This window comes from Glycomyces sp. NPDC046736, from assembly GCF_040645615.1.
Lineage (GTDB): Bacteria > Actinomycetota > Actinomycetes > Mycobacteriales > Micromonosporaceae > Glycomyces.
Window position 1 is genome coordinate 106,008 of record NZ_JBEYYO010000018.1, and the last position, 7,061, is coordinate 113,068.

Genomic DNA, 7,061 nt, shown 5'->3' on the forward strand with positions numbered 1-7,061 from the left:
ACGTTTCGCGTCAATAGATCCACCAAGATCAATATCAATGGTTTTGCGGCACAGGCCCCGAACGCCCCCGCTCACCCGGTTCGGTGCAGCTTCGGCACGTCCGCCAACAGGGACCGCGTGTAGTCGTGCTCGGGCTCGGCCACGACCTGTTCGGCCGCACCGGACTCCACGATCCGGCCCCGGTGCATCACCAGGATCCGGTCGGCCAGGTAGTACGCCTGCCCGAGGTCGTGGGTCACGAACAGCACCGACATGCCACGCTCGTCCCGCAAGTCCGCCAACAGGTTCAGCACGGTCACCCGCGCCGAGGCGTCCAACATGGACGTGGCCTCGTCGGCGATCAGCAACCGCGGCTGGAGCATCAGGGCACGCGCGATCATCGCCCGCTGGCGCTGGCCGCCCGAGAGCTCGTGCGGGAGCTTGGCGATCGTCTCGGCCGGGTCGAGCCCGACCGCTTCGAGCGAGGCCGCGACCCGGGCCTTCCTACTCGCGGCCGACTCGTCCGGCAGGAGCCGCAGCGCCGCCGACAGGGTCGAGCCGACCTTGCGGTACTGGTGGAACGCGGCGTACGGGTCCTGGAACACCGCCTGGACCTCGCGCCAGTAGTCCCTGCGCGCGGCCCGCCGGGACACGGTCACGTCCTTGCCGCCGAAGGTGATCCGGCCGCCGTCGGGATCGAGCAGCCGCAGCAGCAGGCGCCCCAGAGTGGACTTGCCGGAACCGCTCTGACCCACCAGGGCCGTGATCTCCCCTTGGGCGAGAGCGAGGTCGACGCCGTCCACGGCGCGCACGGCGTCCTTGCCGCGGCCGAAGACCTTAGTCAGGCCTTCGGCGCGTAGGAGTTCGGTCTCAGCCGACATGCAGGGCCTCCTCGGTCTCGGCGTTCTTCCAGCAGGCGTCCACGCGGGCGTCGGCCGCGTTCCGCGGCGGCCGGACCTGCTCGCACACCTCCAGGGCGTGGTCGCAGCGCGGCGCGAACGGGCACCCCGCGATCGGGACCTTCAGGTCCGGGGGCGAACCGGGGATCCCGGTGACCCGCCGCCCGCGCGTGCCGGGCTCGGGCACCAGGACCGAGGCGAGCAGCGCCTGCGAGTACGGGTGGTGGGGTTCGTCCACGAGCGCCCGCGACGGGGCCTCCTCGACCACGCGGCCCGCGTACATGACCGCGATGCGGTCGGCCAGTTCGGACAACAGCGCCACGTCGTGCGTGATGAACACGATGCCGTCCACCAGGCCGTCGGAGACCAAGCGCCGCAACAGGTCCACTAGCAGCCGCTGCGAGGACACGTCGAGCGCCGACGAGGGCTCGTCGGCCACCAGCAGCCGCGGATTGCGCAGCGTGGCCAGCGCGGTGACGACCCTCTGGCGCATGCCTCCGGAGAGCTGGTGGGGGTAGGAGCGCAGGACGCGCGGCGGGAGGTCGAGCGCTTCGAGGCGGGAGGCGGTGCGCTCCATGGCTTCGGCGCGCTTGATGCGCTTGTCCCCCGCGGCGAGGATGTCGTAGGCGAGGGCGCCGACGCGTCGGGTCGGGTTGAGGGCGTTGAGAGCGCCTTGCGGGAGGAGCGCGACGGTGCCGCCGCGCAGGCGGCGGTGGGATTCGGTGTCGGCGAGGTCGACTTCGGTGCCGTCGATGGTCATGGTGCCGGAGGTGATGCGCAGCGAGGGTCCGGGGTTGAGCGAGAGCACTGAGGCCATCGTGGACTTGCCGCACCCGGATTCGCCTACGACGCCGAGGATCTGGCCGGGGGCGATGTCGAGGCTGACGCCGTCGAGGGCGTGGTGATTGGTGTCGCCCGCGGTGTAGTGGGCGGCGAGGTCGTTGATGCGCGCGAGTGTCATCGGGCCGCCTTTCCGACCCGCAGGCGCGGGTTGAAGACCGTGTCGAGGCTCGATTGGACGAGCAGGAGGGAGAAGGTGATCGCGGTGATGAACACGGTGGGGGTGAGGAAGACCCACCATTGGCCGCCGCGTACGGATTCCCAGGCGATGGCCCAGTGGAGCATGACGCCGAGGGAGGCGGTGCCGGAGGGGCCGAGGCCGAGGAGGCTGAGGGCGGCTTCGGCGAGGATCGCGCCGTAGAGCTGGATGACGAAGGCCATGACGATGTAGGACATCATGTAGGGCAGCAGTTCGACGTTGATGATCCGCATGGTGCCCGAGCCGGAGAGGCGGGCGATGTCGACGTGTTCCCTTTCGCGGAGGCTGGCGATCTGGGAGCGGACGGCGCGGGCGGTCCAGGGCCAGGAGACGAAGCCGATGCACAGTCCCATGACGGTGACCGAGCGGGTGTCGAGGCTGATGGACAGCAGCAGGAGCACGATGATCGCCGGGACGGTGATCATGATGTTGGTCAGTCCCATGAGGATCTCGTCGAGGACGCCGCCGCGGTAGCCGGCGAGGGTGCCGAAGGCGACGCCGATGAGCGTCCCGGTGATCCCGGCGAGGAGTCCGATGTAGATGGAGGTGCGGATGCCGTGCACGAGTTGGATGCCCACGGACCGTCCGAGGTGGTCGGTGCCGAGGAGGAACTCGGATCCGGGCGGGGTGAACGAGGTGCCGAGGAGCGCGCCGGGTCCGGCGGGGGCCAGGAGCGGGCCGATGAGTCCGGCGAGCACGATCGCGAGGAACACGGCCGCGGCGATGGTCCCGCGCGGCGGGAGGGCTTTCAGGGTCTTCATCGGTCGCCCCTCTCAGCGGCGCGGATGCGCGGGTCGACGAATCCGTAGAGGACGTCGACCAGGAAGTTCGCGACCAGGACCACGATCAGGACGAGCAGGGTGACGGCCTGGATCACGGGGTAGTCCTTGTTGAGGATCGCGTCGTAGAGCAGGGTGCCGATGCCTGGGTAGGAGAACACGATCTCGGTCAGGAGCGCGCCGCCGATGAGAGTGCCGATGGCGAGCGCGAGGCCGGTGATCTGCGGGAGCATGCCGTTGCGGAAGATGTAGCCGACGATCTTGCGGTCGGCGAGGCCGAAGCTCTCGGCGAATCTGACGTAGTCGGCGTCGACTTCGTAGACGGCCATGGAGCGCATGCCGATGGCCTGTCCGCCGATGAAGACCAGCAGCAGTGACAGGAACGGCAGGAACCAGTGGGAGACGGCGTCCATGGTGAACACGCCTGACCATTCGGGTGCGAGTCCGAAGGACCAGCCGCCGCCGGTGGGGAACAGCGGGAGTGCCACGGCGAGGCCGTAGAGGAGGATCACCGCGAGGCAGTAGTACGGTGCGGCGGTGAGGAAGAGGCTGGTGAGGTAGACGCTCCGGTCGAATCCGCCTCTCTTGTAGGCCGCGAGCGCGCCGATGAGGTTGCCGATGAGCCAGCCGAGGAGCACGGCGGGCAGTTGCAGCAGGATGGTCCAGGGCAGCGCGTCGCCGATCATGGTGCCGACGTCGGCGGGGTAGCGGCTGAAGGAGGTCCCGAAGTCGCCGGTGAGGACGTTGCCCACGTAGGTGACGAACTGGCTCCACAGGTTCTGGTCGAGGCCGAACTCGCGGATGTAGGTCTCGTAGACGCGCTGCTTGGTCTCGCTGGAGGTGGTGCCGCGCAGTGCCTGGGAGATGAGCGAGTCGACGGGGTTGCCGGGCAGGAGGCGCGGCAGGAAGAAGTTGAGCGCCAGCGCCGCGGCGAACGCCGCGACGTACCAGGCGAACTTGCTGAGGATGTGGCGGAGGAGCGTCATGCCTACTTCTCGACGGGCTTGATGCGGGAGAGGAACTTGATCCCGGTCATGGCCTGCATGGGCGCGCAGTAGGGGTCTTCCTTGGTGGGGAAGCCGGTCCAGTTCTTCTCGCTGAACTGGAAGAACTCCAGGGGGCGGTACATGAGCGGGATGGCGGGGGCCTCGGCGCGGATGATGTCGTCGAGTTGGGTGTAGGCGGCGGTGGCGGTGGCCTCGTCGGGGGCGGTGGCGGCCTCGTCGAGGAGTCCGGCGACGGCGTCGTGCTTGAAGCGGCCGAAGTTCCAGAAGGCCATCTGGCCGACCGGGGGGACCTCGCGGTCGTCGATGAGGTCGCGGATGCGCGACCAGGGGCTGGTCGGGGACACGTCGGAGACGTACCAGCAGACCATGTCGAACGCGCCGTTGCCGAGGTTGTCGTTGACTTCGGACCAGTCGCTGAACTCGGTGACGACTTCGATCCCGGCGTTGGTGGCGGTGGTGGCGACGATGTCGAGGGCGGCGTTCCAGTCGGTCCAGCCCTGGGGGGTGGCGGCTTTGAACGGGCCGAGGCGGGTGCCGTCGGGCAGGACGTAGATGCCGTCGCCGCCCTTGGCGGCGCCGACCTCCTCTTCGAGGATGCGGGCGGTCTCGGCGGGGTCGTAGGACCAGCCGGCGGCGGCGGCTTCGGCGTTGTAGTGGACGCTTTCGGCGCCTTCGGGGAGGATCACGCTGGCGTTCGCGGGTTCGCTCATGCCTGCCATGGCGCTCTCGGCGATCTTGGCGTAGTCGATGGCGTGGGCGAGGGCGCGGCGGACGCGGGAGTCGGCGAGGGGCCCGGTCGCGGTGTTGATGATGAGCATGGGGATGGAGCCGGGCAGGTGGTAGGGGGCGGCGGTCTCCCAGGTCTTGACGGGCAGGCCGCGGTCCTCCCAGAGTTCGTTGACGCGCGGCAGGAAGTGCGCGGAGACGTCGATGTCGCCGTTCTGGAAGGAGAGGTTGGCGGCGTCGTTGCCTTCGTAGATGGCGTGGACGACCTTGAGCGGGTTGGGTTTGCCGTGGACGTCGTTGCCCCAGTAGTCGTCGTTGCGGACGAGGGTGACGTCCTGGTGGGTGTAGGACTCCAGCTTGTAGGGGCCTGAGCCGACGGGCTCGAGGTTGGCGTACTCGGTGAGCTCTGCGTCGGGGACCTCGTCCCACAGGTGCTTGGGGAGAATGTAGGTGAAGCACAGGAGGGCCATGAGGCGCAGCTTCTGCGGGGTCTGGGGGTCGAGGGTGAAGACCACGGTCTTGTCGTCGGGGGACTCGATCGCGTCGATGTAGGTCCACAGGTCGGCGTAGGCGATGCCTTCGTTGCGGTCGCCCATGCTGAAGGTGGACACGACGTCGGCTCCGGTGAGGGGCGTGCCGTCCTGCCAGGCGGCGCCGTCCTGGAGAGTCACGGTGCCGACGTTCTCGGCCCATTCGATCCCGGCGGCGAGCAGGGGCTCGGCCTCGCCGGTGAGGAGGTTGAAGTTGAACAGGGTCTCGTAGGTGTAGACGACGTAGTTGCCGACGGGCCAGCACGCGGTCCAGCCGAGGGGGTTGAAGTTGTTGGGCTCGCCGTCCTGGAGGCCGGTGGTGTAGAGCGTGGTGGCGGGGCCGTCGCCGCCGCTGGCGCCGGTACAGGCGGCCAGGAGCCCGCCCGCGCTGAGGGCGGCGGAGGACTGGAGGACGGTGCGGCGGCGGGGGCCGGAGTGCCGGTGCGTCATTGCGGAGGTCCCTTGTTCGGGGCGACGTGGGAGGGGTCGCCGAGGTTGAGGGGGCGGAAGCTGATCTAATAGTTAGATAGGATGACTAACTATAAGCGCCGATAGTATACTCATCGAGCCCTCGGGTCAACTTCGGTTCGAATAAAGTTCAGTTACCGGTGTCGGCCAGGTCTTTCGACGGACCGGGACTCGTGGAAGAAGGACACGCATGCAATCCATCGGCCCCTCAGGCTCGCCGGTCCCCTCCGGGTCCTCGCATCTGCTGCGCACGATCAACGAGCGCGCCGCGCTCTACCACCTGCTGGAGAACGACACGCTCACCCGCGTCGAGCTGCGCAAGCTCACCGGCCTCGCCAAGCCCACCGCCTCGCAGGTGATGCTGCGCCTCTTGGAGTCGGGCCTCGCGATCACGTTGGGCCGCACCACGGCCAAGCAGGTCGGGCCGCGCGCCGAGGTGTACTCGGTGAACGCCGACTACGCGTACGCCGCCGCGGTCACGCTGCGCGAACCCGACGGCGTCACCGTCGCGATCGGCGACCTCAAGAGCCAGGAGCGGGCCTCCTCGACCCGCCGGATCGACTTCACGAAGGTCTCCCCCGACCTGGCCGTCCCCGACATGCTGCGCCGCACCGCCGAGGACGCCGGCATCGGCCTCGAACGGATCGCGGCCGTCCACATCGCCGTGCCCGGCGCCTACGACGCCGAGACCGACACGATCGGCTTCGCCGACCTCCCCGGGATTCCCGACGTGCGCATGCGGGCGGCCGTCGAGGCCGCGGTCGAATGCCCGGTCGCGATCCACAACGACGTCAACGCCGCCGCGGTCGCCGAACGACGCAACCCGGCCGTCTCGGGTGGTCACGTCATGCTCTGGCTCGGCCGCGAAGGCATCGGCGCGGGCATCGACCTGAAGCAGGGCCTCGTGGTGGGTCTGCGGGGCGCGGCGGGCGAACTCGGCCACGTCCCGGCCTTCCCCGACCGCACCACCCCCGACGACCCGACCTACCAGGACTGGATCGGCGCCCCCGCCGTGATCGCGATCGGCAGAGAACACGGCATCACCGGCCCCGACGCCCCGGCGGTCCTCGCCGAAGCGGTCAAGCAAGGCGCCGAAGCGGTCCTGGACGCGTACGCGAGCCGGGTCGCGGGGGCGCTGCGGATGCTCACCCACCTCTTCGACCCGCCGAAACTGGTGCTCGGCGGCGAGATCGCCAGGGCAGGAGGCGAAGTCCTCGTGGCCCACATCCGAACCCACACCGGAGAATTCGGCGACCGGGTCCTGCCTTCGGCGGTCTACGGCGACGCCGTCGCGATAGGGGTCCTCGACCTCGCGTACGCCGACCTCAAGGACCGGGTCCTCGACGCGGCCCTGTGAACAGCCCAAACGATGCTCCACATCGAGTTATCCACAGGGGAAAAATAATTCTTGGCAACCCTTGACGGTCATGTGATTGTTGGTAGATAAAAACGTCTGATTTCGCCGGTGGTGGTGGATGTGCGGATCAGGGGTACCGGTTCTGGCAGGACCGGCGGAGAAGTGGGGATCTCCGGAGCCGTCGTCAAGTCCGAGCGCGGTGGCCACCGCGCTCGGCTCCTGCCAGGACACCTCGCGAGGAAGATCGCGGGCGGATCGCAACCAGCGATCCGCCCGC

7 protein-coding genes are annotated in these 7,061 nt (G+C 68.8%); 1 reads left to right on the top strand and 6 read right to left on the bottom strand.

Features of this window, described 5'->3' with window-relative positions; all coding sequences use genetic code 11:
* Positions 1-71: 71 nt before the first annotated feature.
* Genes AB0B28_RS17795 through AB0B28_RS17815 form a run of 5 tightly spaced genes read right to left on the bottom strand, consistent with a single transcriptional unit; the run spans position 72 to position 5,409 of the window.
* Entirely contained in the window at positions 72-860 is a 789-nt protein-coding gene (locus tag AB0B28_RS17795) for a dipeptide/oligopeptide/nickel ABC transporter ATP-binding protein (protein WP_360122245.1), read from the bottom strand.
* Complete coding sequence (locus AB0B28_RS17800) at positions 850-1,839, bottom strand: ABC transporter ATP-binding protein (protein ID WP_360122248.1); 990 nt, start codon at positions 1,837-1,839, stop codon at positions 850-852. The genes AB0B28_RS17795 and AB0B28_RS17800 overlap by 11 nt, the downstream gene beginning before the upstream one ends.
* Positions 1,836-2,678, bottom strand: a complete 843-nt coding sequence (locus AB0B28_RS17805) for an ABC transporter permease (RefSeq protein WP_360122251.1) — start codon at positions 2,676-2,678, stop codon at positions 1,836-1,838. Before AB0B28_RS17805 ends, AB0B28_RS17800 begins: the two co-directional genes overlap by 4 nt.
* Positions 2,675-3,682 carry an ABC transporter permease gene (locus AB0B28_RS17810; RefSeq protein ID WP_360122254.1) on the bottom strand — a complete coding sequence of 336 codons (1,008 nt, stop codon included), beginning with the start codon at positions 3,680-3,682 and terminating at the stop codon, positions 2,675-2,677. Before AB0B28_RS17810 ends, AB0B28_RS17805 begins: the two co-directional genes overlap by 4 nt.
* A 2-nt stretch (positions 3,683-3,684) precedes the next feature.
* Positions 3,685-5,409, bottom strand: coding sequence for an ABC transporter substrate-binding protein (locus tag AB0B28_RS17815; protein ID WP_360122257.1), 1,725 nt, complete (start codon positions 5,407-5,409; stop codon positions 3,685-3,687).
* Between the two features lie 208 nt (positions 5,410-5,617).
* On the opposite strand from AB0B28_RS17815, the gene AB0B28_RS17820 reads away from it, so the two are divergent.
* Complete coding sequence (locus AB0B28_RS17820) at positions 5,618-6,784, top strand: ROK family protein (RefSeq protein ID WP_360122260.1); 1,167 nt, start codon at positions 5,618-5,620, stop codon at positions 6,782-6,784.
* A 27-nt stretch (positions 6,785-6,811) separates the two neighbouring features.
* Here the strand turns inward: AB0B28_RS17820 and AB0B28_RS17825 are convergent.
* On the bottom strand, positions 6,812-7,061 hold a 250-nt coding region (locus AB0B28_RS17825), incomplete at its 5' end, for a hypothetical protein (protein WP_360122263.1).